We start from the raw sequence: 24,611 nt of genomic DNA, 5'->3' as shown, positions 1-24,611 counted from the left end.
TTAAGATTAAATAGGGTCATAAAAAAAGGAAACCTACGTGCTAAGTTTCCTTTCTTATATAAATTTGCTAAGTATGAATTATTTACTAAATTCAAGTTAATAACTCAAATATCCATTTATAAATTAAGATTATTTTTCAAATAATCTGATATAAACCAATATATTTATCAACTTGACAAAACTAATTTACAATAAAATAATTCACAATATTTAAAAATAAAATATTTAGGAAAAATTTAACAGTACTTAAAATGACTGTTTAGTTATTTAATTTGTAAAAATTCTTTTACTGCGATTGAAAAATCAGCAGGATTATCTGCCTGAACCCAGTGCGCTGCATTTTTAATTTTTACAAACTGAGCTTTCGGAAACTGCTGTTTGATCGAAAACTCATCCTGTGGCAAGATGTAATTAGATTTTTCGCCGGCAATAAATAAAGCTTCGCCTTGAAAAACTCCGTATTTAATCGCATTAGAAACAAATTCGTTGTATTTCTCAGAAAGTGTTTTCAGATTAAATCTCCAGTTGAGTTTTTTACTATCACCGGATTCTTCCCAATACAGATTTTTAGCTAAAAACTGAATCGTCGATTTCTCCGGAATATATTGCGTTAAAACTGCTTCAACTTCATTTCTGGAAGCAACCGTATTAAAATCTACAGTTTCGAGAGCTTTGATAATCCCTTGGTGATGCGGCGGATAAGCTTTTGGAGAAATATCAACAACAATTAATTTATCTACTTTTTCAGGATAATTGATTGCGAACTGCATTACTGCTTTTCCACCCAAAGAATGTCCTAAAACGTGAGCTTTTTCAATTCCGTAATGATTCATATAATTGGAAATATCATCTGCCAAATCATCATGCGACATATTTTCAGAATGAAAACTTCTGCCGTGATTTCTTAAATCAATTAAATGAACAGGCAAAAACTCGCCCAATTCTTTTCCGAAACTTCCCCAATTATCAAGCATTCCAAACAAACCGTGAAATACCAAAAGCGGTGTTGACGATATATTTTCGCCAAATATTTTTGAATGTAAAATTTCCATATATAAAATTTTTTAAGGAGGAAGTTGGATGATGGAGGCTGGAAGTTATTAAAAGTGTATAATCAAACTTCCAGCTTCGAACATCCAGCTTCCAGCTTTATGCCCATTTTGCTAATCTCTTTAAATACGCCTGAACCGTATTTTCCATTCCCATATATAAAGCTTCTGAAACCAAAGCATGACCAATGGAAACTTCCAAAAGATTGGGAATATTGTCTGCAAAATATTTTAAATTTTCTAAACTTAAATCGTGACCTGCGTTGATTCCTAAACCAAATTCAGCAGCTTTTACAGCAGTTTCATAATATGGTTTAATAGCTTCTTCTTTATTTGTTGTATAATTTTTTGCGTACGCTTCTGTATACAGTTCAATTCTATCGGCTCCGGTTTTAGCAGCATACTCTACCAATTCAGGATCGGGATCAAGGAAGATAGACGTACGAATTCCTGCATTTTTAAATTCAGCGATAATTTCTTTTAAAAAATCAAAGTGCTTTTTGGTATCCCAACCTGCGTTTGAAGTGATTGCATCATCAGCATCAGGAACCAATGTTACCTGTTCCGGTTTTATTTCCAAAACCATGTCGATAAACTCACGATGAGGATTTCCTTCAATATTATATTCGGTAGTTACCAAAGGTTTCAGGTCATACACATCTTTTCTTGTAATATGTCTTTCATCAGGTCTTGGATGGATGGTGATTCCGTGCGCACCAAATTCCTGAATTTTTATTGCTGCTTCAGTCACACTTGGCGTTTCGCCGCCTCTTGCATTTCTCAGCGTTGCAATTTTATTAATGTTTACACTTAGTTTTGTCATTGTATTATTCAAGTTTAAGGCTAAAAATCAGAATTTTAAGTATGATAAACTTAAACTTAAAATCTCTTACCCTCATTAATTAAAGTACAAAAATAAAAAAACCACTCGAAAGTGGCTTTATAAAAGTTTTTTAACTTCCTGTGAGCGCAAGTCTCACTACCGTGAGAACGACGTTTACCCCAAGCCCAATCAATGCTAAATTACAAGCTGATTTTGCTGCAACAGGCTCATTTTCCTTTTTAACAAAGTAAATAATTGCTCCGGCAAGTGGGATACAAAATGATAAAACCTTAAGTCCGATATGTAAATCTTCGTTGGACTTCTGTGGTAAGTTTTCTTTAAATTCTGACATAGTTTATATTTTATGATAATAGTAATTCGATAAATTTATAGGTATGATACGTTATTCGCTCGCTAAATCCGCTCATTCCTATTCCAGCTAAAATTCCGGTAGAGAAACGTAAAAAATTTGTGCTTTCCCTATTTAAATAGGCCTGCGTAAGCCCATCAATCAATGTGGGAAGAATAAGAATTATACTTATAATCATTCCTATCTGATAAAACCAAAGCAAAGGAATCATTATAAAAAAGCCCAAATATATACCTGTGCATCTTGCGCACACAGGAAATTGTTTCTTTTTATAAAAAAAAGATCGCGATGGTATTCGGTGACAATCTACCCATTCTATTTTTGTCATCTTGCTAAAGTAATAAAAATATTTATTTTGGAAATCCTATTTGCATAATTTGAAGATCAAATTCTTTTGAAGCAACCAATAAGTGATCAAAAATATCTGCCTGAATTTCCTCAAAACGTTGCCAATTTGAATCATTAGTAAAACAATACACTTCCATTGGAAGCCCTTGCGTAGTAATTTCTAGCTGACGTACCATGATTGGATTTTCTTTATTTATTTCACGATCATTTTCGAGATATTTCTGAGCGTAGTATCTAAAGACGCCGATATTAGTAAGCTGTCTTCCGTTGATGACTTTATCGCGATGACCGATCGATTCTTTTTCATGATTGATTTCAGAAGTTTTTTCGATCAGGTAATCAGATATTAGATTAATTTCTTTTAATCGTTCAATCTCTTCGGGATTTAAAAATTTAAATGAATTGATATTAAAGAAAATAGATTTTTTAATTCTTCGGGTATTCGATTCAGACATCACCTGGAGATTTTTAATCTCGGTAGTCAGCAAATCATATGTTGGAATTGATGAAATTGTTTTATCGAAATTAGCAATTTTGGTGGTTAACAAGCTGATATCCAAAATATTTCCTTCGATACTGTATTTAGGAATGCCGATCCAGTCACCTACTTTCAGACTTTTTGATGTTGCTACGTGAATACCCGTTACAAAACCCAAAATAGTGTCTCTGAAAACCAATACCAAAACAGCCGTAATTGCCCCTAAACTTCCTACAATTGTAGTTCCTTTGATCCCGAAAACCACGCAGATACTCACAATGCTAAACAAGAATATTCCCAGAATTTTTACAGTTTCGGAAATCGCATTTATTGCCATTACCTTGTAATAATCCTGTTGTATTGTGAAATAGTTCCTGAATGCCGTTAATGAGCGGTACAACATTCCGGCAAGAATCATCACCAACCCTAAATTTACAGATCTGATAATGAAAATTGTTGTTTGTTTTAAAGCTCCTACAAAAATAGCCTCGTGCATAGAACCTACAATTGCCAAAGCTGTAAAATGAGCTACTGAATTGGTTATTTTAGATTGATAAATAGATTTTAAGATAGGAAATCGGTTTTCATTTCGGAAAAGTCGAAATACATAATTGATGATGATTTTAAAAATAAAATCTAGAAACAAAAAAATTGCCACCAACAAACTCAGTTTCACAATGATGTGAAAGACCCAATCGAGCCCCGTCGGAGAAACCTTACTGATGTAAATGTAAAGTTGTTCGCTCATTTCCTGAAAAAAACTCTTGGTATCTTTTATTTCGTCTTTCATTGACAACAAATTTAATAAAATTAAGAGTTACTGCAACCCTAATCAAATAAGAATTTTTGACAACATTAAACTAATATGAATAGCAATTACATAAAATATATTCAATAAAAAAATCAAATTAACAATAAATTCATTAATTTAGTATTCTAAACCACAAAACTATAATCTTATGAAAAACTTCAACTTACTATTGATCTTCATCATTCTTTTATCATTTGGATCATGCCGATCAGATTCTGAAATACCTGCCGAAATAACAATTGATAACACTATCAAAACCGGCAAACTTACTGGAAAAGTGATGTCCCAAAATGGTACCAAGCCCATCGGCGGAGCATCAGTTTTTACTTTTGATGAAAAATACAAAATTTATTACACCACTTCTGATGCAGACGGCAATTTTACCTTAGAAGCTCCAGCCGGAAATCAAAGGATTCATATTCAAACCGGTGACGGTAGTAATTTCCGTACTCAAATTGCAGCTACCGTAAAAAATAATGAAACTGTAAATCTGAATGCAGACCAAACTAAACTAAATCAGGTTGCAAAAATAGCCTATGTAAAAGGAACCTATGATAAAATTGAAGACATTATCCAGACTTTAGGTTATAACGCTACCGAAATCACCAATGCAGACCTTGCCAACATCAATACAATTGCTCAGTATGATATTATCTTTCTGAATTGCGGTTCAAGAAATTACAGTGTGAATCAATCACTTTATCCTGCAATAGATGCCAATTTAGCTGTTTTTGTTGCCAACGGCGGAAGTATCTACGCTTCAGATTGGGATGTTTCTTATTTGGTTGGCGGAACAGACAATACCAGCAACTGTTCGCTTGCCGGAGGATTTGTTCCGGACACAAAGTTATGTTCAAAAAATACAGGAACTTCAGGAATAGTTGCAGCAACCGTAAACAATGCAGGATTATCAACAGCTTTAGGATTTAATACTGTTAATATTGATTTTGATTTAAGTTCATGGCAAAAAATCACAAATTACGATCCTGCTTATTGGGAAGTTTTAGTAAAAGAAACCTCATCCAATAATGCTTTAATGATCAGAACCAATCATTTTACGGCAACAGGAATTCCAAGCACTCCAATTGGTAATGCTCCAAATTCTACATTTACAACCGTTTGTATTACACTTCCGGGAAATATTCAGATCAGTATTTCTGTCCCTACCATTACAGTTCCTTATCTGGTGGCTTTAGGGGCAACTGTAGGGCCTTGTTCGGGATCAACAAACAGTGGCTACATTTATTACACAAGTTTCCACAATCATGCTTCAGGAAACATTGGTAACGCAGGAGTAATTCTACAGTACGTTATTCTGAATCTATAAATCGGCTTAAAAATTGATACATAAAAAGTGGCTTTTAAGTCACTTTTTTATTAAAATAAATATGGATCATTCAATCATTACGTTTTTAAGTATTGTCTTGCTTATTCTGGGAATCTTAGGAACTTTTTTACCTGTTTTACCAGGGCTAGTCTTAAGTCTTGCCGGATTATTAATTTATAAATACGGAACAGATTCTGATCTTTCGATGATCTATATTTGGGCATTCGTTATTCTGACGCTTGCTTCGGCAGTTTTAAATTATATAATTCCAGCAAAAACCAATAGAAAATATGGCGGAACACGCTGGGGAAGCATCGGCTCGGTTATTGGAACCATTGTTGGAATATTTCTTCCAATTCCTTTAGGATTTTTGGTAGGAATGTTTGCCGGAGTTTTTATCGGTGAACTTTTACACGACAGTAAAGACATGAATAAAGCTTTAAAATCAACAAAAGGAGCTTTCATTGGCTTTATCTACGGAACAGGATTTAGTTTAGTCGTTGGAATTGCAATGTTTTTAGTTGTAATTTTAGACATCGTTAATGTAATATAAATAGAAATGTATAGAAGTATAATAGTCGGCCTAAGTTTTATTAGCTTAATAAATTGCAATGCGCAGAAAGAAGCGAAAAAACAAGCTGTAAACAATCAAACACCCGTTGTGAATACTATTCCTACCAAGAACGAAGGCAAAATTATTTACTTCAACGAGGGAGAAAATAAATTCTTGCCAGAGTTTCAAATGAATGTAACGTTCAAGAATATTGCAGAAGACAGCCGTTGTCCTCAAGGCACACAATGTGTCTGGGCGGGAGTTGCCGTTGCTAATGTAGAATTGATGAGCACCACAAGCAGACCAATGACCTTTCAATTTTCAACTACAGAAGTGAAGGGAAAAGATTATCACAAAACGCAATCATTCAACGGATATACCATTTCTTTAAAAGAAATTACACCTCATCCGACGTCAGAAAACAGTGCAAAATCGCTTTCCGGAAAATACAGAATAGGAATTGAGATCAGTAAAGAAAATAATTAAAACAACCTTACAACCTTACCAAGAGATCGCTTTCTTACCTTTTGATGCCAGATATTCGTTGATTTTCGAAAAAGGTTTACTTCCATAAAAACCTCTGTATACAGAAAAGGGCGAGGGATGCGCAGATTTTAAAATAAAATGCTTAGCCGGATTGATCAATTCGGCTTTTTTCTGTGCAAAAGCTCCCCACAAAACAAAAACTACATTTTCCTTCTTATCTGAAATTTCTTTAATGATAAAATCGGTAAACTTTTCCCAACCTAAATCTTTGTGAGAGTTCGGAGAATGAGCACGAACGGTTAACGTTGCATTCAACAACAAAACTCCCTGTCTAGCCCAATCGTCTAATTCTTTTGAAGTTCGCTCCACACCAATATCATCTTTTAATTCGGTGAAAATATTTTTAAGTGAAGGCGGTGCCGTTACCTTTTCTGAAACTGAAAAACACAAACCATTTGCCTGAAAATCGTTATGATAAGGATCCTGACCAATAATCACAACTTCCACATCTTCAAAAGCCGTTAATTCCAACGCTCTGAAAATCTGATTTTTTGGAGGGAATACTTTTGTAGTTGCGTATTCCTGTTTTACTTTCTCCCAAAGTTGGGTAAAGTATTCGGTGCTTTTTATAGGTGCTAAAACTTCTGTCCAGGTCATGATTTCAATTTAAAATTTGAGAACGGGTTAATCTTAAAATTCAATTTTTATGCTAAACTGTCATTGACTTCGTTCAATCTTAGATTTCTGAATGAAGCAAAGCGTAATAAGAATCTATTAGCAAAATTAATGATTAGAATTGAGATTCTTCCTTTGTCAGAAATGACAAAATCACATATTTTTCCTCAGGCTAAATACCAAATTCTCAGGAAAACCTTCATCCGCTCTCCCCTCTTCCAAAATAAATTGATGTTTTAAAAGAAGTAACTTTGAATTTTCATTGAATTTGTTGGTGAAAGCTAAAATTTCATCTAAATATAATTCATTAAAACCAAAATTCAAAACAGCTTTCAAAGCTTCAGACATGATTCCTTTTCTGTGATAATCAGGCAACAGTTCATACCCGACTTCGGCTTCTTTACGGTCTTCAGAAAATCGGTATAAACATATTGTTCCGATAAGATTTGTATGATTTTTTAAAGAGATTCCCCAATAAAATGTTTCCTTGTTTGCAGTTCGTTGTTTTATCGTTAAAATAAAGCTCAGCGCTTCATAATTCGTTTGTGGCGGATTTCTCTTTAAAAATCTATTGATTTCTTCATTGCTCCGAATTTTCAGAATATCCTCTGCGTGATTTTCATTGATTTCTTTAAGAATTAATCGTTCGGTTTCTATTCTCATATTTCAAATGTAGTAAAAACGTATTTGAAGTTAAACTAATTTTCAAATTCTCAAATTAATTCATTTCCAAATTAATTATCTTTGCATTGTGTATATAAATAAAGAAGATTTAGACGAATTAGAGTTTCCGCAATTGCTCGCGGAAATTGCTCCTTTTGCATATTCTCCGAAAACGAGAGATAAAATTCTTGAACTTCGCCCGATGAACATTGATGAAGCTGAAGTTTCATTAAAAAAAACTTCCGAGTATTTATCAAGTTTTGAAAGTTCGAATGCAGTTCCGTTTGACGAATATGAAGATATCGAAAATGAACTAAAGTTGATGCTGATCGAAAATTATCGATTGGAAAACGTAGCTTTTATCAAAATAAAAACGCTTACGGAACAGATCGGAAAACTGCAGAAGTTTTTTCCGACGATGCCCGAAACTTTTCCCAATTTGATTCAGGATGTTGCTGCACTTGAATACAAAAAGGAAATCATTGATAAAATTGATAAAGTTTTCAACCGTTTTGGCGAAGTTAAAAGTGAAGCTTCCCCGATTTTAAAAGAGTTGAGAACTGAAATTCAGCATGCTAAAAAAGCAATTACAGAAAATTTCAACAGAGCTTTGTTCAATTACGGACAAAGTGAATTTCTGGATGATATTCGAGAAACAATTATTGATGACCAAAGAGTTTTAGCCGTAAAATCAGCATACAAAAAAAGAGTTGCAGGAAGAGTTTTAGGACTTTCAAAAACAGGTTCTATCACGTATATGCAGCCGGATTCTGTGGTAAAACATCATTTTAAACTTAAGGAAAGTCAGGAAGAGGAAAAAAAGGAAATCGACAAAATTCTGAGAAAATTAACGGCAGAGTTGGCCGAATTTCAACCTCAGCTTTGGAGATATCAGATGTATATTTTTGACCTTGATTTAACGAGAGCCAAATCAAAGTTTGCTGAGCAAATCAACGGAATTTTACCTAAAATAAACCGCCACAAAACCTTACGATTAAAAGATGCTTTTCATCCATTATTGTTTTTAAGAAATAAAGCAGAAAATAAAACTATTTTCCCACAAACATTGGCTTTAACGGAGCACAACAGAATCATCTGTATTTCCGGACCCAATGCCGGTGGAAAATCGATTACTCTGAAAACTGTTGGGCTACTTCAACTAATGATTCAGAGCGGAATTTTAGTTCCTACTCATCCGAAATCTGAGATGTTTTTCTTTGATAAGATCATGACCGATATTGGTGACAATCAATCTATTGAAAATCATCTATCGACCTATTCGTCAAGATTAAAGAAAATGGGCGGAATCATCCGTGAAGCTGATGGCGAAACGCTTTTACTGATCGACGAATTCGGAACAGGTTCTGATCCTGAGCTAGGTGGCGCTTTGGCAGAAAGTTTCTTAGAGTTTTTCTATGACAAGAAAAGTTTTGCGATTATTACAACGCATTATACTAATATCAAACTGGTTGTAGAACAACTTCCCAACGCAGAAAATGCAGCGATGCTATTTAATGAAGAAACTTTGGAACCGATGTATAAACTGGAAGTCGGGCAAGCAGGAAGTTCGTTTACGTTTGAAGTTGCTGAAAAGAATAAAATCCCACGATTTATCATTCATTCTGCGAAGAAAAAAGTGGAACATGATATCGTGAATTTAGATAAAACGATTGTAAAACTTCAACAGGAAAAATACGAAGTTGAAAAACTGAAAACTGATCTTGCAGAAAGAAAAGAATCGGTGGAAGACAAGCGTGATAATTTGCAAAAACTAAATGAGCAGTTGCAGCAAAAGTTATTCAATTTCCAGAAATTATATGAAGATGAACACCGAAAACTTCAGTTCGGAAGCAAGATAGAAGCCTTTATCGACAGCTATGTGAAAGGAAAATCGAGGAAAGATGTGGTGAAAGATTTTGTAAAGATCTTGGAGCAGGAAAAATTCAGAAAAATTGGAGCTGACAAAGATGAATCTAAGCGTCTGCAGGTCGTAAAAAGAAAAATTACGCAACAATTGAAGAAGGAAGATGTGATCGAAAAAATTACGGAAACTAACGAAAAGATTGAGGAAAAACGTAAATCTGACCGAGCTGTCTGGATGAAAGAAGGTCAACGCGTGAGAATTACCGGAAGTACGAGTGTGGGAACGATTGAGAAAATCTCGAGAAATAAAGTGACGGTAAATTACGGTACTTTTAAGACGATGATTGATGCGGACGAATTAGAAAGGATTTAATTTTGAATTAATTTTCAACGCAAAGATTATCTTCTACTTTTAATATTTTAAGAAGCAAAGAGTTGCGAACAAGTCGCTTAAGCTTGAATATGCAGGTGATTTATAAATTATTTTATTGATTATTACTTTTAAATGACTGTAAAAACTCATATTACATTTAAGGAATTTTTGAATTTTAATATTAAAAGTTCATTGCCGAGAATTATTATTTTCTCTTTCATTATCCTGATATTTTTGGTTTTGAATCTTTATAATACTGAGAACGATACGCAGAATATCTTACAATCTGCATCGATTTGGTTTGCTGCTGTATTTGTTTTTATCATCATCCGTTCTTATTTCCGTTTGAAGAATGCATTTTTTTCTAACAAGAAAATTCAGGAAGAAATCATTTATACTTTTACTGAAGAAAAAGTTCAGACAAAGGGCGAAACTTTCGAAGGAGATTTCGCCTGGAATACAGTCTACAAGATTAAAGAAACCAAGGATTGGCTTTTGATTTATCAAAGTAAAACAACGATGAATATGATTCCGAAAAAATACTTTTCCGACAGTCAGATTTCAGAACTGAGGAACATGATTAAAAAAAGTAATGTAAAAGCAAAGCTTTTAAATAATTAAACTAAAAGAGAGCAACCTTATATTGCTCTCTTTTTTATTTCTATTTTTGAATATGCTTATCAATTTAAAAGTATTGTGGATTTTTTACAGAAAACTTCTTATTCCGGCAGTTTTGTTTTCTTTATTGACATCCATTCCTGCGGGAATAAATTTTGAAACCTTCAGCTTTGGATTTTTATTTATTTTCCCGTTGATGCAATATTTTATTTATGAATTAAGACTTAAAAACGAATATCATTTCTATGCTAATTTTGGGTTTTCAAGAATATCATTTTGGATGATAACAGTTGCTTTTAGTATTATTTTAAAACTTATTTCTGTTATTCTATGAGCAAGCTTCATATCGACAGTATTACAAAATCTTTTGGTAAAAAAGATATTTTAAAAGATATTTATTTAAGCTGTGAAACCGGAAATATTTGTGGTCTTTTGGGAAGAAATGGTTCCGGAAAATCAACTTTATTTCAAATTATTTTTGGAACGATAAAAGGTGATACTCAATATATAAAATTCAACGATATAATTTTACAAAATCAGCCCGACAGGAAAAATAGAATTGCTTATTTACCTCAACATCCATTTTTACCGAAGAATATAAAGATCAAAAACCTTATTGATTTGTTTTGTGCTAAAGAAAATAATGCGAAAATTTTTCAATCAAAATTCATTCAACCATTTTTAAATGAAACCCCAAATACACTTTCCGGAGGAGAGCTTAGAATTGTTGAAGTTTTGTTGATTATTTATTCCAAAGCTGAATTCATTTTACTGGATGAACCTTTTCACAGCCTTTCGCCAAAAACAGTAACCGAAATAAAAACAATTATCAAACAACAAACTGACAAAGGTTTTATCATTTCAGATCATCAATATCATGACGTTTTAGATATTTCAGACAATATTTTTCTTCTTTCGGATACTCATTTAAAGCCAATCAAAGATTTAACAGAATTGAAAAGGTTTAATTATCTTCCTACAACTATTTAATTTATATCTTTGAACTATAAATATTCTTTTCATCATGACTTTCATCCACAAAGCAATCTATTTATCGGTATTTTGTATTTTCTCTTTTAGTTTGGTTAATGCTCAGAATAAAGTTCCTTTTGGCGTGGTAAAAGCCGAGGAAGGCTATGCAATGGTGCGTGTACACAAAGAAGATTACCGTAAAATTGTTGATAAAATCAGAATGAAAAAAGGAGACGTTTTTGTGTATGTAAAACCCGCTCCCGGAGAAACTGAATGGATATGGATAAAATATCCTGAAAAAGAAGAGCTCCCAAAGCCTTTCGTACGATACGACAGTCTTAATAAAGAAGGAATGGTGAACAAAAGCCGTATTGCATTTATCGATCAGCTTCCGAAGTTCACTCCGGTATTATCTAAAAACGGTAGATCGATCACTTTTACAGACAACAATAATCAGAAAATACCAACCGCTCAGCGAACGAAAGTGGTGATTGACATTTATCCTTCAAGCGCAAAATTCAAAAAACAGGAAAAGGATGCGGAAGGAAATATCGTTAAAATCGACAAACAAAAAACCTGGGGACTCGGAAAAGAGCTTCCTGAAGATTTAAAGGAAATAAAATCAGTTCGTGTACAGCAGCCCGGAAGAGGCTCTGTTTTCGTAAGAGAAGCGATTAAAAATATGTTTAATCCAACGATGGATTTTGACAATATGGGTGTAACTTCAATCGATGATGATCATATTTTTCTTTATATGATTAATGGTTCGGGAGAGCACAGATACACGACTTTCTGGACCATTAAGGAAGGAAAAGCGATCAGCCAGATTATTTATAGCAACCCTGAATAATTTTTACAAATATTCTTTTTATTATTCTTATTTTTGCAACCGAAAAGTCATTAGCTTTTGGCGTACCGCTTTATGCTACTATTTTTCGAGAAACTGGTTCTGTTTAACCGCAGATTAAAAGGGAATCGTGTGAAAATCACGAACTGTCGCGCAACTGTAAGTAACCGAAGTCTTTATAAAAAGCCACTGTGCAAAGCATGGGAAGGAATAAAGATGTTACAAGTCAGGAGACCTGCCTATTTCTTTAGACAAAAACTTTCGCGATTTGAAGTTTATTGATCTTATGGCTTTTTCAGGAATTTCATGTTCCTGAATAATTCTGTTGGTTTCAATATTATTTCATTTTCGCTTTAATTTATAATGAAATATGACTACAGAAGAAAGAATTCAATCATCGGAAACCCGAATTTTTAAAGCCGTTTTCCCTAATACTACCAATCATTACGATACCCTTTTTGGAGGAACAGCCATGCAATTGATGGATGAAGTTGCCTTTATTACCGCAACAAGATTTGCCAGAAAACGAGTGGTAACCGTAAGCAGCGATAAAATTGATTTTAAAAAACCAATTCCTGCAGGTACGATTGTGGAATTAATCGGAAAAGTTTCGCATGTTGGAAAAACCAGTATGAAAGTGAATGTTGAGATCTACACCGAGCAAATGTATTCTTACGAAAGAGAAAAGGCAATTGTAGGAGATTTTACTTTTGTAGCGATTGACGAATTTAAGAAACCAATTCAAATACTATAAATAGAGGTTTCGGCAACCTTCGGTTGCCGAAATCAATTGAAATTCAATGTTTTTTTTCAGAGTTTCGGCGGGCCAAAAGCCCGCCGAAACTCTGAAAAATTGTAAAAACAACCAATTTATTCCTCTAAAATTTCCAAACGGATGTCTATAGGAATGGTCGTGATAATCAATATATGATTTTCTTCATCTCTTACTTCAACATCAGCATTAGAAAAGCTTCCGTCAGAATTTTTTTTCTTAACTATAATATCTTTAGCACTGAGAAATTTCTTAGGAACGATAAGCGTATAATTGTTTTCACTTTGATGGTATTGTAATTCTTCTCTGCTGTAATCTTTTGTTTGCATGACATTTTTTGTAAATTAAAAACAATCTGCAGACCAAAATTCAAAAGTTCTTTTAATTTTAATAATATGTTTTGTTACTTTATTACTTTTTCAGATTCTAGATTAAGATTCATTAGGTAATGAAAAGCCTCCCCCATTTCATCAGAAGCTCTGCTGATTGCATTTTCAAGCATTTTTCTGATTTGCAACTCTGTTACTTTAGCTTCCGTCCAGCTTTTCCCTGAAGTATGAGAATTTAGAATGAAAGGCATAATTCTGTCGATTGCGCATGCAAAAATAGCATCGGGAGTTTGCTCTTCTTCAAATTCAAGCCATAGGTTGAAGAATTCTGAGCGAATTGGTTCATCTAAGATTCCAAAAATATTCTGAGCGGATTGTTTTTCTCTTTCAAATTTGCCAACCATTGCCGCTTCATCAAAAAGAAAAGTATCGCCTGCTTCAATTTCAACCAAATCATGAATGGAAAGCATTCTGATGACTCTCAACAAATCGATATCGGCTCTGTTTTTGGCGTACGGAAAAAGAATTTGAGCCAGAATAATAATCTGCCACGAATGTTCTGCTGTGTTTTCTCTTCTGGAATCATCTGCATTATAATTTCTTCTCTGCACATTTTTCAGTGCATCTACTGCGAGAATAAAATCAATTTCTTTCTGTATTTTCATTTATTTCTTCTTTAAAATATCGTTCTCTGGGATAGATTGTTGTTTTTGCAAACCACTTGTAATCTATAAATTCTCTTTTTACGGTTTTTACTTTTTCAGGATCTCTTGTATCTTCTTCAAATTCTAATACCTTCAATATTCCCCTTTCGGGAACGAACAGATATTCTGATGTAAGATTCCAGCAACATCCGTTTTTTTGATAGGCTACAATTCTTTTATGTTCTTGATCTATTTTAAATATTCCGGAATTTGAATGCACCAAATTCGTCAACTCATCACTCAAAACAAACCGTTGTGTAGAAGTATTATTCAAATATACCTCATAAAAAGGACTTTCATGATTACTGTTTCCGTTTCTAATGGCAACATCTTCAGTTGCGTCAAAATTGAAATCATCAAAAACAACTGAATTTTTCAATGAATCAAAAACAGGTTTGCTGCTTTCATTTAAATCTAAATAAAAATCGTCCGAAAATAAAGTCTGATATTTCCTGGAAATACCTTTATCATAAAGATCTACAGTAGCCTTCCCGTTGCATTTATTCTCATTACAGGTTTCAATAGTAACGATGACATTAAAGCTTTTGGAAACATCTCTCAACTCAAAAATATTTTGCGCACTACAAAGTCCTCCTAAAAGAACATATGTCATTAGAAATTTGCTGTAATTCATGGTAATAGTTTTTATAATTTTTCAAAAGAAAAGCTGAAAAATCTACAACAAATATAAAAATTTAAGCTCAAAAAATCAGTTTATTTCTACTATTTAATAATAATACCTAATTGCTAATTAAAATTATTTAATTGATTATCAATACTTTAATTTATTTTTAAAAATAATTTCACTACTTTGTATTGCATATTACCATTTTAATTACATATCTTTGTAATGTAAAATCGGAATAGGTTCATCTAGCTAGGAACCGAAATCTGAAAATTATATAACTCAATAACAAAAACCTATTAAAGATGAATACCGAAAATACCAAAGCGCAAATGCGAAAAGGGATTCTGGAATTCTGTATTTTGAGCCTTATCAATAATCGCGAAATGTACGTTTCTGATTTGATAGACGAGCTGAAAAAAGGAAAACTGGATGTCGTGGAAGGAACCCTCTATCCTCTTTTAACCCGATTGAAAAATGGAGAGTTTCTCTCTTACAGATGGGAAGAATCTACAGGAGGACCTCCCAGAAAATATTACCAAATTACAGAAAAAGGCAAAACGTTTTTATCTGAACTTCAAATAACCTGGAAAGAATTAACAGATTCTGTAAACCAAATTACCCAAAAACTTTAAAAACAAAAGCTATGAACAAGACACTCTCAATAGGACTCGCAGGTTTTTCTTTTACCATAGAAGAACACGCATACATAAAGCTTAGCGATTATCTGAATGCTCTTAGAAGCGCTTTGGATATTTCTGAAGCTGATGAGGTAATTCACGATATAGAAATAAGAATGGTTGAAATCTTCAGAGATTCTTTAGGAAAACGTGAAGTAATCAACGACGGTGATGTAGAAAGGGTAATTGCACAGATTGGTACACCAGAAAAGATCGAAGAGCAGGAAGAAGCTTATTATTCTGAAAAAAATACAAACTCAAATAAAAACAATTCTACAGGAACAACCTATACAGATAAAAGACAATTGTTCCGTGATCCTGAAAATCAGAAAATTGCAGGGGTTTGTGCTGGTTTAGCAGCATATTCCGGAATGGAAATTTCTTGGATGAGATTGATCTGGGTGGGTGCATTTTTATTCTTATGGGTTGCACCGGGATCATCTTTTCTTGTAATTATTCTGTATTTTATTCTTTGGGCTGTTTTACCAAAAGCTGAATCTGCTTCAGATTTTCTAAAAATGAAGGGAAAGCCTTTAAATTTTGATAATCTAAAAGAAGAATCAAGCAAAATTGTACAGTTTGCCAACGAAACAAGTACAAGAGCGGGTGAAATTTTCATCGAAAACAAACCGTACATCAACAATGCAGGAAACGGAATCTGGAATGTTTTCAAATATATAATCGGTGCATTTTTCGCCTTCATGGCAATAAGCAGCATCATCGGTGTATTTGTAGTATTCGGTTTATTTGGAATTGATTCTAATTTTCCAGGAGCGAATGAAATGAAATTCCTTTTTGATGATGATGGCCTTTACAATGTTTTGGCAGCATTAATTATCATTGGATCTTTGATACCGGCTATACTTTTCAGCCTTTTGAGCATTAAAATCTTCTCACCAAAAACTAAGTTGAGAAATATCGGTTGGGTTTTAGGAGTATTATTTTTAGCAGTAATAGGCTTAGGAACATTCTTCGGAGTGAGTATGGCAAAAAGAGAAATGCTTTTTAAAGGTCATAAAGAAGATACTGAAGAAATTGCAATCAACACAACATCAGACAGTCTTTATGTAGATGTAAAACAAATTTCTATTCCCCAGAACTTTACGGGATATGATGACGACATCTATTCAGATAAAAAATCGGTGTACAACAAAGATTACATTTATGTAGAAGTGACAAGAAAGGAAAATGTAAAAACACCTTACCTGATCATCAAAAAAGAGGCAAAAGGATATAATATACCATTGAATGTAAATGTTCCTGTAGAAATTTCCGGTAATAAAGTATTACTTCCGAATTTTATTAAATACCCGTATGACCACAGATTCAGAGATTATCACATTGATTATGAACTGGTAATTCCTCAAAATATGATTGTAATTCCTGTAAAAGATCACGGGATAGATTTCAAAGGAGACCTGGATAATAACGGTATTAATGATAACGAAGAATCTGATGACAATGAAGAAGGGAACATAAGCATTGAAAAAAACAAAATTTCAATCAACGGTTCTACCATCGAATACAATTCGGATGATAAAGACAGCGTAATCATCAACGGAGTAAAAGTTGCCGAAAGAGATGCCAAGAAAAAGATAGACTCTATCAAAAACATCATCAAGCAACAAGAAACCGAGATAAAAAATATCAAAATAAAAGACGGCGATAAAGAAATTTCTATTAAAACTAAATAAGTAACCTCTGAGAGTGTTAGAAGGTGTGGATGAAAGACAACCGTTTGAAATTCACACTCTTCTTCTCTCAAAAATTTACAAAAAATTTCAATAGAAAGTGTTTTATCTCAAAAAAAGCTTTATATTTGTATATCCAGATTCTATAAAAACAAACACGAAAAAAATTTAAGCCATGGTACAAGTAGTTTTAGAAATTGCAGTAAAAATCGCAGATTTAATCAGCAGTTTATTTTAAGAGCGACAATATTTCAATATATTTGTAAAGTATAACCAAAGTTTGGTTATACTTTTTTGTTTTAAATATAAAATTACATGAAAAAGCTAATAGGTAGTCTAATGCTAAAAATTCTGGGTTGGAAAGTCGTTCTGCAGGGCGATGTAAGCAATCTAGACCGTTGCATTCTTGTTGTTGCACCACACACCCATAATATGGAATATCTATTGGGAAACTTAGCCTACTGGAAATTAGGAAAAAAACTTAAAATTATCATTAAAGACGCTCATACTAAAGCCTGGTACGGTTCAGTAGTAAGAGGTTTAGGTGGAATCGGTATCGACAGAAGTCAGAAAAACGATCTTATTAATTTTGTGGCTAATGAGTTCAAAAAAGATGATTTCAGCTTAGTGATTACACCGGAAGGTACAAGAAGCTGGGTTCCGAAATGGAGAAAAGGTTTTTACCACATGGCTTTAGCAGCAAAAGTTCCTATTGTTTTGGCAGCGGGTGATTTTAAAAGAAATATTGTTTACTTAGGTTATCAAATTCCTTACGAGAGATTGGAAACGGCAAGTTTTGCTGAAGTAATGAAGGAAATTCAGGATTATTATATTAAAAATGATATCGGTCCAAAAATTCCGGCAAACTGGAATCCGAATATTATGGGAAATGACGTTGAAGAAGTTAGGAGTTAGGAGTTAGGAGTTAGGAGTTAGGAGTTAGGAGCAAAATTACTTTTTACTTTTTACTTTTTACTTTTTACTTTTTACTTTAAAAAATTACTTATTACACATAAAAATATGTACACAAAAGATAAAACGAAAGAAGAAATATTAGAATTCATCAATAACTGGGGTGAAGAAACTTTTGCGAAAACGATTGGTATTCATTTTATCGATATTGATATTGAAAACGAAACGCTGACTGCAACAATGCCTGTTACACCAAACATCCATCAACCTTTCGGAATTATGCATGGTGGAGCGAGCTGTGTTTTAGCGGAAACAATGGGTTCTAGTCTTTCTAATATTTTTATTGACGGAAGCAAATATTTTGGGGTGGGAACCAACATTAATTCCAATCACTTAAGAAGCAAAAAAGATGGTATTGTGACTGCTGTAGCAAGATTTATCAGAAAAGGAAAAACGATGCACGTTTCCGAGATTGAAATTCGTGATGAAAAAGGTCAATTGATTAATCATACAACGATGACGAATACGATTATCAACCGATAAGAAATTTATTTTAAATAAAATTTAAAGGCTCAAATTTTTGAGTCTTTTTTACTATGTTACAACAAAATTTTTAGATTTTCATTTATTATGTGATTGAAAAACATAAATTTACACAGTATGAAAAAACATTTAATTATTCTGTTATATTCCGTATTATTCATTGTAACTTCATGTCGTAATGATGATGAAAACATTGAGAATAAAAATCAAATTAACTTTCAATTGATTGGAAAAGGAAATTTGATAGGAAATTATGTTAATCCTCAAAACACTATTATTACAAACTCTATACAATGGAATAATTTTCTTAATCAAATAGACAGCACAACTTATCAAACTTCTGCTAGTTTTATCACAACTTATATTGATTTTAACGAATTTATAGTTATCGTTGTAGTAGATGAAACGTATCCAAGCGGTGGACACTCAATCGAGATTACAAAAATAGAAGAATACCCTAAGTATATTACTATCAATGTAGAAAAATCATTAAAGGGGAACGTCACATCTTTTATCACTCAGCCTTATCATATTGTGAAAATTCCTAAAACCGCTAAATCTTTAATATTTAATTAAAGCCTCCTGCAACCTTTTTATTTTTTCTCATCTTATATAAAGAAACCCTTAAATTTATATATCATGAAAAAACATTTACTCCTTTTACTATGTTCCATCTTTTTTGTTACGATTTCCTGTCGTAATAATCATGATGATGAACCATTGGAGAATAAAAACCAAATTAATTTTCAGTTGATTGGAAAAGGAAATTTGACGGGAAATTACGCTGCCCAACAAAATACAGTGATTACAAACACAACACAATGGAATAACTTTCTAAGTCAAATAGACGGTCAAAACAATCATCCTTCGGCAGGTTTTACAGAAACAAATATCGATTTTAATCAGTTTATGGTAATTGTTGTTATTGATGCAGTTTATCCAAACGGTGGACATTCCGTTGATATTATAACCGTTGAAGAAAATCCGCAAAATATTGAGATTGATGTTGAAAAATTACTTCAGGGAAACGTAACAACAGTTGTCACCCAACCTTATCACATTGTGAAAATACCTAAAATTTTAAAACCTGTGATATTTAGTTAAAATCTACTGCAACCTTTTTACATTTCCACATCTTATAAGAAAAGAATGACCATGAGAAATTTAATTTTACCATTTATTTTATTCCTGACGTTTGTATTTTCTTGCCGGGAAAACGATATGGATGAAGGGCTTGAGAAAAATATTAATTCAGTAAATTTATATATTGCTGGAGCAGAAAATAATGAAGCTTGCTATTGGAAAAATGGTCAAAAAGTTATTTTACAAAATGGCAGCGGATTGTATGCCCATCAAATAATTGCCGAAAACAATAACATTTATGTGTTCGGATCAATGACGAGTGAATACACTTTAAATTTACCATCAAAACACCATTACTTATGGAAAAATGGCATTAGGTACAATTTGGATGAATACTTAGAAGATGTTCCCAATCCAGGTCCAAACAGTAATTTTGGAATAAATTCTAAAATGATAGTGGAGAATGGCAATATATATTTCTCAGGTTATATTACAATTTATAATTCTTCTTCTACACTTTCTACAACAAGTTATTATTCTTGGAAAAATGGTATCAAAACTCTTATTTCAAATGATAATAATATAACTGTTCCTACATCTTATGATTTAATAAATAATGAAATTTACTTTAGCATTAGAAAAAACTATCAATATAATCCTCTTACGTGGGAAACAGGTTTTTTTAAAAACAATGTATATTTATCTATAGATAATAATTCTGATATTAAAAGCTATCATTCAGACAATACAGGAATATATGCTTTAATTAAAAATGTATTTACTAATCAACAATATCTAAAAAATATACATACAAATACGATTTTACAATTACCCACAAATCCTCCAGGGGAAATATTGAATGTTATTTGGGAAGGCAATGACAAGTATTATATAGGAACTAATTTTTATTATAAAAATAATACTTTAGTACAAATAAATGATCCCAATGGCTATAACAGAATTGGCAAATTCCATGTCAAGAACCAACAAATTTACATGATCAGATATAAAGAGGTAATAAATTTTGGAGATTTAGCTAAAGTTTTTATTAACAATATCGAGGTTCAAAACCAACCAATAACTCCAATTTCAGCTTCGGATGTAGAAGATCTTTTATCAATTTATGTTGATTGATTTGATATGCAAAAACTCAACTGGCAAACAATCTATCTCAACTATTCCCCAAAACTTTTGGGGATTTGTCGCAGATATATCACCGATCTTCAGAATGCGGAAGATATTGTGCAGGACAGTTTTATGACAGCGATTCAGAAAAATCATCAGTTAAAAGACGAGAAGGCAATTTTTGGTTGGCTGAAAAAAATTGTTGTCAATAACGCATTACAGTTCATCAGAAAAACCAATAAAGACACCTTTATCACCACCGAACCATCAGAAATCCCAGATACATTGACCGAAATGACAACATCTGTAACCGACGAAAAAAAACACATTTTAGCATATGATTTTACGAGAGAAGAACTGTTGAAATCTATTGACAGTTTACCTTCACACCACAAATCGGTTTTCAATTTATATTATATCGAAAACTATTCTCACGCAGAAATTTCAAGTCTATTGGAAATTCCAGTCAATACATCAAAATCTCATTTGATGAGAGCTAAAAAATCGATTCAAAGCTATTTAATTACACATTTTGTCAACAATGAAACTCCGAAAAATAAAACGGCTCAGCTTTTAGTTTTTCTTGGATTTGGTGGCTTGTTGTGGGCTCAAAATTTTCAAAGTAAATTTTCGGATTTTGTTATTTCACCATCGAAAAATTTTGAAATTCCTTCTGATATTAATTCAAATACTATTTCGTTTTCATCAACCCAAAATTTTTGGAAAGAGAAAGCAATTATCGGAACTACTTTCTTCATTATTATCGTTGGTTCAATTTTATTTTTTAGTCCTAAAAATTCTTTAAGCAAAACATTTAATTCAAATATTACTAATTTTAAACCCGTTGAAAATGTTGTAACAATTGATCAAAGCAATGCAAATATTTCAAAAGAATTATCTTCAAATAAAGGTTTAGAAAATGTAAAACCGGTGCAAAACTCAGATGTAGAAATCAACAAAGATTTAAAGCAAGAAAATCATTCCATTAAAACAAAAAACTTAGTATATTCAAAGCCTATAACAAAAAAAGATTCTGCTGAAACTGTTTCTCACAAAGTGATTGTTGTAAAAAAAATAATTCAAAGAGATACTATTTTTATAGAAAGATAAAACTAAACCAACCATGCTTTTAAGAAAAATAATTTTACTTTTTTCTGTTATTTTCATTAGTTCTACGTTCGCTCAACGCAAAAAAACAGACACCGTTTACGTGTATGAAAAAGTGATTGTATACGATACTATTTATCTGGAAAAAGCAATAAAATTAAAACCTGCAAAACTGATGCTGTCTTCTCTTGAAATTCAGGCAAAAGAAATAAAAAGCATTCCACAAAACACAAATAAAGAAGAAATTGAAGAACAATTAAATAAAATTTCAGTCAATAAATTTCAATACGGAATTTATGCAGGAATTGGTGTAAAAAAAGCAAGTTGGGCAGAAAATATCTCTGATAAAAATCAACAGTTTGGACAAAACTTAGGAATATGGATTTCTAAAAGCATTATCGATCCGAATTTTTCATTAATGCTTTCTGCAAATATCTATTCTTGGAATTCTACGTTTGATTTGGATGCCAATAAAGAAGAAACTTACCTCGACGGTTTTTACTTTTCTAAAGACGACCAACCTCTACTCTTTCAAAGATTTAACAATAAACATTTTGAATATATTTTGCAATTAAAAGCAATTTACGAATGGAAAAATCTCCGTCTGTTTGTTGGCTTCTTAGCGAATAAAAATAATTATAAAATGCAGTTTTTAGTTCCTGAAAATAATGTTCTCAATAAACTGGATTATTTTAAAAGCAATCAAGTCAATTTCGGATTTTCTTTAGGTCTACAATATCAAATATTCAGCAGATTCTTGATTGATCTGGAATATCAATACTATAAAATCAAAAATCTTTCTTTAAAAAACTCTTCATTTGATTTTGACATTTTTAAGACTAATAATACCTTTGCTGAAAGAAAAATCAGTTTAGGAATTTCTTATTTTATTTCTAAATAATGGTTTTCTGAAAGATTCAAAATTATGATCTATTTCAAATTTCCTTTTGACGAACAACTTTACTCTACGGACGAAAATTCTAACACTAATTCAATCAATTTTCACTCTTTTAATAATGCTGAAAGAATTGATATTGCCGGAAAAATCATTAAAAAAAACATTACGGAATTTGAAAATTTAAAAATCACTTCTGAAATTTTACCAAAAGATGAATCTCAGTTTATTGCAGAAACTCAAGAAGAATATTTGCAAAAACTGGAAGAAGTCATTCAAATAATCAAAGAAAATGATCTTCCGAAACTTGTTCTTTCCAGAAGAAAAATTTTAACTGGTTTTACTGAAATAAATTTAAAAGAAAGTTTCAACAACCTTTGTAGAAATTATCCTAATGCATTCAAATATCTGTTTTTCGATGGCGAAACCTCATGGATGGGTGCTTTTTCCGAAGTTTTAGGAAAATTCAATAAATCGACTCACGAATTTGAAACCATGAGTATTGCAGGAACAATTCCTGTGTCTGAAGAATGGACTGAAAAAGAGATTGAGGAACAGAAGCCTGTTTCATCTTACATTAGAAATACTTTAACGAAATATGCCACTCTGAGCGAAGTTCAGGAATCTGAAACGTACGATCATATTTCTGGAAATATCAAACATTTAAAAACTGATTTTAAAATAAAAATCAATCCTGAAGATTTAGATTCCATTATTAAGGAACTTCATCCGACGCCAGCAGTTTGTGGTATTCCAAAGGATTTTTGCAGAGAAATTATTGAAAAAGTTGAAAAATTCCCTCGTGAACTGTATGCAGGTTACATCAAGATTGAAACAGAAGATTACATACAATATTTTGTGAATTTACGTTGTGCAAGGTTATATAAAAACTCAGTTCATCTCTTTGTAGGTGGTGGAATTACCGCTCAAAGCAATCCTAAAAAAGAATGGCAGGAAACTGAGCTAAAATCTCAAGCTGTACTTAAAAATTTGGTTGTAATTTAATAATTATCATCATTTTTAGACCAATAAAAAACCTCTTTCAAAACGAAAGAGGTTTTTTATATTTATGTGCAAAGAATTACTTCTTCGCTCCTATTTTGCTCCAAGTATTAAGGATGAAAAGTAAACCAACACCCAACAATCCACAAGCGATTGAAATTAAAAATTTAACATTATCTTCAGATGTAATATCTGAATTCCAGTCTATTGCATACGTATTGATAGCGATAATTACGATAAATACGATTAAAAATACTTTATAAAACTTCTGCATGATTTAAAAATTTATATAATTCTGCACCAGCTGCGCAAAATTTGCGGTAAATAATTTAATTGAAATTGCCAGTAGAATAATTCCGAAAACTTTCTGAAGAATTGCCAAAGACGCCTCTCCCATTTTCTTCTCGATCCACTTCGCAGATTTCAGCACCAAATATACGAAAATTGTATTGAGAATGATCCCACAAATAATGTTAATATCATGAAACTCTGCTCTTAAAGATAAAGTTGTCGTTAAAGTTCCGGCACCTGCAACCAAAGGAAATGCAATAGGAACAATTGAGGCTGATTTTGCTTCGGTCGTTTTGTTGATTTCAATCCCCAAAATCATTTCAAGTGCAATGATAAAAATAACAAAAGCACCTGCAATAGCAAATGAATTGACATCTACACCGATGAATTTTAAGATCTTGTTTCCTACAAAAAGAAAAACAATCATAATCAATCCGGCTGTAATTGATGCTCTTCCGGCTTCGATTTGTCCGAATTTCTGTTGCAAGCTTACCACAATCGGAACCGAACCGATGATGTCGATGACCGCGAAAAGTACCATGAAACTGGTAATTACTTCTTTAAAAGAGAAACTGTTGAAAACCTCCATTTCTTAC

30 protein-coding genes and 1 riboswitch are annotated in these 24,611 nt (G+C 32.3%); of the genes, 18 read left to right on the top strand and 12 right to left on the bottom strand.

The features are described from left to right. Positions 1-263: 263 nt before the first annotated feature. From EG358_RS06390 to EG358_RS06370, 5 genes are all read right to left on the bottom strand, one after another. A complete protein-coding gene (locus EG358_RS06390) occupies positions 264-1,052 on the bottom strand; it encodes an alpha/beta fold hydrolase (RefSeq protein ID WP_076561824.1) in 789 nt (262 codons plus the stop codon). Positions 1,053-1,149: 97 nt separating this feature from the next. After that, the gene (locus EG358_RS06385) at positions 1,150-1,872 is read right to left on the bottom strand and encodes a pyridoxine 5'-phosphate synthase (protein WP_076561825.1); all 723 of its coding nucleotides are present in this window, start codon (positions 1,870-1,872) and stop codon (positions 1,150-1,152) included. A 130-nt stretch (positions 1,873-2,002) separates the two neighbouring features. Beyond that, a complete protein-coding gene (locus tag EG358_RS06380; protein WP_076561826.1) occupies positions 2,003-2,224 on the bottom strand; it encodes a hypothetical protein in 222 nt (73 codons plus the stop codon). A gap of 10 nt (positions 2,225-2,234) precedes the next feature. Continuing rightward, positions 2,235-2,570 (bottom strand): DUF2085 domain-containing protein, encoded by a 336-nt coding sequence (locus tag EG358_RS06375; RefSeq protein ID WP_076561827.1) that lies wholly within the window; start codon positions 2,568-2,570, stop codon positions 2,235-2,237. 22 nt (positions 2,571-2,592) lie between these two features. Then, positions 2,593-3,858 carry a mechanosensitive ion channel family protein gene (locus EG358_RS06370; protein ID WP_076561828.1) on the bottom strand — a complete coding sequence of 422 codons (1,266 nt, stop codon included), beginning with the start codon at positions 3,856-3,858 and terminating at the stop codon, positions 2,593-2,595. A gap of 169 nt (positions 3,859-4,027) precedes the next feature. Between EG358_RS06370 and EG358_RS06365 the strand changes: the two genes are divergently transcribed. The 3 genes from EG358_RS06365 to EG358_RS06355 all read left to right on the top strand — a co-directional run bounded on the left by EG358_RS06365 (position 4,028) and on the right by EG358_RS06355 (position 6,245). Next, positions 4,028-5,206: a carboxypeptidase regulatory-like domain-containing protein gene (locus tag EG358_RS06365; RefSeq protein ID WP_076561829.1), complete on the top strand. Its 1,179-nt coding sequence runs from the start codon at positions 4,028-4,030 to the stop codon at positions 5,204-5,206. Between the two features lie 61 nt (positions 5,207-5,267). Further along, positions 5,268-5,759, top strand: a complete 492-nt coding sequence (locus EG358_RS06360) for a DUF456 domain-containing protein (protein WP_076561830.1) — start codon at positions 5,268-5,270, stop codon at positions 5,757-5,759. Between the two features lie 6 nt (positions 5,760-5,765). Next, the gene (locus EG358_RS06355; RefSeq protein WP_076561831.1) at positions 5,766-6,245 is read left to right on the top strand and encodes a hypothetical protein; all 480 of its coding nucleotides are present in this window, start codon (positions 5,766-5,768) and stop codon (positions 6,243-6,245) included. A 15-nt stretch (positions 6,246-6,260) separates the two neighbouring features. On the opposite strand, the gene EG358_RS06350 is transcribed toward EG358_RS06355, so the two are convergent. Both EG358_RS06350 and EG358_RS06345 read right to left on the bottom strand, forming a co-directional pair. After that, entirely contained in the window at positions 6,261-6,902 is a 642-nt protein-coding gene (locus tag EG358_RS06350; protein ID WP_076561832.1) for a uracil-DNA glycosylase, read from the bottom strand. Positions 6,903-7,073: 171 nt separating this feature from the next. Further along, on the bottom strand, positions 7,074-7,583 hold the full coding sequence (locus EG358_RS06345; RefSeq protein WP_076561833.1) for a GNAT family N-acetyltransferase: 510 nt from the start codon (positions 7,581-7,583) through the stop codon (positions 7,074-7,076). 88 nt (positions 7,584-7,671) lie between these two features. On the opposite strand from EG358_RS06345, the gene EG358_RS06340 reads away from it, so the two are divergent. The 5 genes from EG358_RS06340 (at position 7,672) to EG358_RS06320 (ending at position 13,010) form a co-directional block, all read left to right on the top strand. Continuing rightward, the gene (locus tag EG358_RS06340; RefSeq protein ID WP_076561834.1) at positions 7,672-9,819 is read left to right on the top strand and encodes an endonuclease MutS2; all 2,148 of its coding nucleotides are present in this window, start codon (positions 7,672-7,674) and stop codon (positions 9,817-9,819) included. Between the two features lie 132 nt (positions 9,820-9,951). Beyond that, positions 9,952-10,440: a YcxB family protein gene (locus tag EG358_RS06335; RefSeq protein WP_076561835.1), complete on the top strand. Its 489-nt coding sequence runs from the start codon at positions 9,952-9,954 to the stop codon at positions 10,438-10,440. Positions 10,441-10,767: 327 nt separating this feature from the next. Then, positions 10,768-11,427 carry an ATP-binding cassette domain-containing protein gene (locus tag EG358_RS06330; protein ID WP_076561837.1) on the top strand — a complete coding sequence of 220 codons (660 nt, stop codon included), beginning with the start codon at positions 10,768-10,770 and terminating at the stop codon, positions 11,425-11,427. A 34-nt stretch (positions 11,428-11,461) separates the two neighbouring features. Further along, a complete protein-coding gene (locus tag EG358_RS06325) occupies positions 11,462-12,259 on the top strand; it encodes a hypothetical protein (protein WP_228421438.1) in 798 nt (265 codons plus the stop codon). A gap of 77 nt (positions 12,260-12,336) precedes the next feature. After that, positions 12,337-12,513: riboswitch (cobalamin riboswitch) on the top strand. Positions 12,514-12,626: 113 nt separating this feature from the next. Next, on the top strand, positions 12,627-13,010 hold the full coding sequence (locus EG358_RS06320; protein ID WP_074229813.1) for an acyl-CoA thioesterase: 384 nt from the start codon (positions 12,627-12,629) through the stop codon (positions 13,008-13,010). Between the two features lie 116 nt (positions 13,011-13,126). Here the strand turns inward: EG358_RS06320 and EG358_RS06315 are convergent, their stop codons facing one another. The 3 genes from EG358_RS06315 to EG358_RS06305 form a co-directional block, all read right to left on the bottom strand. After that, on the bottom strand, positions 13,127-13,357 hold the full coding sequence (locus tag EG358_RS06315) for a hypothetical protein (protein ID WP_076561839.1): 231 nt from the start codon (positions 13,355-13,357) through the stop codon (positions 13,127-13,129). Positions 13,358-13,431: 74 nt separating this feature from the next. Then, positions 13,432-14,022, bottom strand: a complete 591-nt coding sequence (locus EG358_RS06310; protein ID WP_076561840.1) for an HD domain-containing protein — start codon at positions 14,020-14,022, stop codon at positions 13,432-13,434. Continuing rightward, positions 14,000-14,695 carry an XAC2610-related protein gene (locus tag EG358_RS06305; protein WP_076561841.1) on the bottom strand — a complete coding sequence of 232 codons (696 nt, stop codon included), beginning with the start codon at positions 14,693-14,695 and terminating at the stop codon, positions 14,000-14,002. Before EG358_RS06305 ends, EG358_RS06310 begins: the two co-directional genes overlap by 23 nt. A gap of 296 nt (positions 14,696-14,991) precedes the next feature. Here EG358_RS06305 and EG358_RS06300 point away from each other — a divergent pair, with 296 nt between their 5' ends. The 10 genes from EG358_RS06300 to EG358_RS06255 all read left to right on the top strand — a co-directional run bounded on the left by EG358_RS06300 (position 14,992) and on the right by EG358_RS06255 (position 23,727). Then, a complete protein-coding gene (locus EG358_RS06300; protein ID WP_066681456.1) occupies positions 14,992-15,321 on the top strand; it encodes a PadR family transcriptional regulator in 330 nt (109 codons plus the stop codon). A gap of 11 nt (positions 15,322-15,332) precedes the next feature. Continuing rightward, complete coding sequence (locus EG358_RS06295; RefSeq protein WP_076561842.1) at positions 15,333-17,060, top strand: PspC domain-containing protein; 1,728 nt, start codon at positions 15,333-15,335, stop codon at positions 17,058-17,060. Positions 17,061-17,372: 312 nt separating this feature from the next. Further along, entirely contained in the window at positions 17,373-17,972 is a 600-nt protein-coding gene (locus tag EG358_RS06290; RefSeq protein ID WP_076561843.1) for a 1-acyl-sn-glycerol-3-phosphate acyltransferase, read from the top strand. A 105-nt stretch (positions 17,973-18,077) separates the two neighbouring features. Next, positions 18,078-18,512 (top strand): PaaI family thioesterase, encoded by a 435-nt coding sequence (locus EG358_RS06285; RefSeq protein WP_076561844.1) that lies wholly within the window; start codon positions 18,078-18,080, stop codon positions 18,510-18,512. 117 nt (positions 18,513-18,629) lie between these two features. Continuing rightward, positions 18,630-19,088 (top strand): protease complex subunit PrcB family protein, encoded by a 459-nt coding sequence (locus EG358_RS06280; protein WP_076561845.1) that lies wholly within the window; start codon positions 18,630-18,632, stop codon positions 19,086-19,088. 63 nt (positions 19,089-19,151) lie between these two features. After that, positions 19,152-19,616 (top strand): protease complex subunit PrcB family protein, encoded by a 465-nt coding sequence (locus EG358_RS06275; RefSeq protein ID WP_076561846.1) that lies wholly within the window; start codon positions 19,152-19,154, stop codon positions 19,614-19,616. Positions 19,617-19,667: 51 nt separating this feature from the next. Continuing rightward, positions 19,668-20,729, top strand: coding sequence for a hypothetical protein (locus tag EG358_RS06270; protein ID WP_123890028.1), 1,062 nt, complete (start codon positions 19,668-19,670; stop codon positions 20,727-20,729). 6 nt (positions 20,730-20,735) lie between these two features. After that, a complete protein-coding gene (locus EG358_RS06265) occupies positions 20,736-21,830 on the top strand; it encodes an RNA polymerase sigma factor (RefSeq protein WP_076561848.1) in 1,095 nt (364 codons plus the stop codon). 13 nt (positions 21,831-21,843) lie between these two features. Then, entirely contained in the window at positions 21,844-22,728 is an 885-nt protein-coding gene (locus EG358_RS06260; RefSeq protein ID WP_076561849.1) for a hypothetical protein, read from the top strand. A 24-nt stretch (positions 22,729-22,752) separates the two neighbouring features. Continuing rightward, entirely contained in the window at positions 22,753-23,727 is a 975-nt protein-coding gene (locus EG358_RS06255; protein WP_076561850.1) for a chorismate-binding protein, read from the top strand. Positions 23,728-23,803: 76 nt separating this feature from the next. Here the strand turns inward: EG358_RS06255 and EG358_RS06250 are convergent, their stop codons facing one another. Further along, positions 23,804-23,998 carry a hypothetical protein gene (locus EG358_RS06250; RefSeq protein ID WP_076561851.1) on the bottom strand — a complete coding sequence of 65 codons (195 nt, stop codon included), beginning with the start codon at positions 23,996-23,998 and terminating at the stop codon, positions 23,804-23,806. Positions 23,999-24,001: 3 nt separating this feature from the next. After that, complete coding sequence (locus EG358_RS06245) at positions 24,002-24,604, bottom strand: MarC family protein (protein WP_074229825.1); 603 nt, start codon at positions 24,602-24,604, stop codon at positions 24,002-24,004. Between the last annotated feature and the right edge of the window lie 7 nt (positions 24,605-24,611).

Origin of the sequence: Chryseobacterium indoltheticum (assembly GCF_003815915.1) — a bacterium.
Taxonomy (GTDB): domain Bacteria; phylum Bacteroidota; class Bacteroidia; order Flavobacteriales; family Weeksellaceae; genus Chryseobacterium; species Chryseobacterium indoltheticum.
The sequence above is the reverse complement of the archived record's forward strand: the minus strand, read 5'-3'. Positions and strand labels throughout refer to the sequence as shown.